This is a genomic window from Teichococcus vastitatis (genome assembly GCF_003604215.1).
Lineage (GTDB): Bacteria > Pseudomonadota > Alphaproteobacteria > Acetobacterales > Acetobacteraceae > Pseudoroseomonas > Pseudoroseomonas vastitatis.
The window spans coordinates 1-1,408 of sequence record NZ_QXGS01000149.1 but is presented as its reverse complement, the minus strand read 5'-3'; the positions used below and the strand labels follow the sequence as shown (position 1 = coordinate 1,408).

Annotated in this window: 1 protein-coding gene; it reads left to right on the top strand. The window is 59.8% G+C overall.

Going from position 1 to position 1,408, the window contains the following annotated elements; genetic code table 11:
- Window positions 1–438 precede the first annotated feature (438 nt).
- Window positions 439–1,173: an IS6 family transposase gene (locus tag D2K64_RS23585; protein ID WP_120010851.1), complete on the top strand. Its 735-nt coding sequence runs from the start codon at window positions 439–441 to the stop codon at window positions 1,171–1,173.
- Window positions 1,174–1,408: the final 235 nt, after the last annotated feature.

Genomic DNA, 1,408 nt, shown 5'->3' with positions numbered 1-1,408 from the left:
TGGTGTCAGGTGCGGGCACGAGCGTCCTCTCCCTCAACTGTGGAGTACCGGACGCGATGCTTCGGCCAAAGCCTCACGGGGCGATCGCGGATGTCCCCTTGCAGGGAGGATGATGAAAACCTGCTTAGCCTGTCAAGGACATCTGGGGCGGCGGCTCAGGCAGAGGTGCTCAGGGAGGAGGAGCCGCGCCTCCAGCATTGCGTCAGCCTTTTCCTGTTATCGTCTTGGTCCAGTACTCACCACCGATGGTGGTAGGATTCCCACTGCGAACAACAGTGAGCGCGGCGCATGGATCTCGAACTCGGCGGCAAGGTGGCGGTGATCACCGGACGCCTGGCATCGGGCTGACAACGGCGCGGTTGCTCGCGAAAGAGAATTCCGACGTGGCGGTTCTGTTGCATCTTTTGTGGTCTGGCGCGATCGGGGCCAAGCTGGGGTATGGCACGACGACAGCTGGCGAAACTCCGGACGGATCTGACCTTCAAAGGTCGGCAGTTTACGGCGGAGGTGATCCTCTGGGCAGTGCGCTGGTACCTAATGTTCCCGATCAGCTACCGCGACCTCGAGCTCATGCTGCAGGACCGCGGTGTCAGCATCGCGCACACCACTATCTTTCGGTGGATCCAGGCCTATGCACCGGAGTTGGAGCGGCGGCTCCGGCCTTATCTACGCCTGTCCAACGGATCGTGGAGGGTTGACGAGACCTATGTCCGGGTGAAGGGGCGCTGGACCTACCTGTACCGGGCGGTCGACAGCCGTGGGCAGACCATCGACTTCCTGCTCTCGGCCAGGCGGGATGCCGAAGCCGCGAAGCGCTTCTTCCGCAAGGCGCTTGGACAGCCACATACAGTGAACCCGCGCACCATTACGGTGGACAAGAATCCCGCTTACCCGTGCGCCACGGCAGAGATGAAAGCGGGCGGCAAGTTGTGGTGCTTTGCCCGCCTGCGACGATGCAAGTTCCTGAATAACATTGTGGAACAAGACCACCGGCGTGTGAAGCGCCTGATCAGACCAGGGCTCGGCTTCAGCGGGTTCCATACAGCACGACGAACACTGGCGGGCTACGAGGCGATGGCGATGATCAGGAAGGGGCAGCTTCGGGATATCGGCGGACGGGACATGCGGGCCCAGGCCAACTTCATCAACGAGCTGTATCTTCCCGCCGCCTGATTTGGCTGCCATCGTGGCTATTCACGGCTGCCGGCAATCTTTGCAACGGAACCCTCAAGAGAGCACTGCAGATTTTCTGCCCTATTCGGTCAAGCACTCAGTTGCATACTCGATGGAAAGTGCAAGCCTATCGCCATGCAGACAGCTGAATCGCTTGCTATTGCGAGGCACCGGGATGTTGTTCTCTAAGCAGAATTTAATTAACATACCAGTAAGCTGATGACCCTTCAGGACA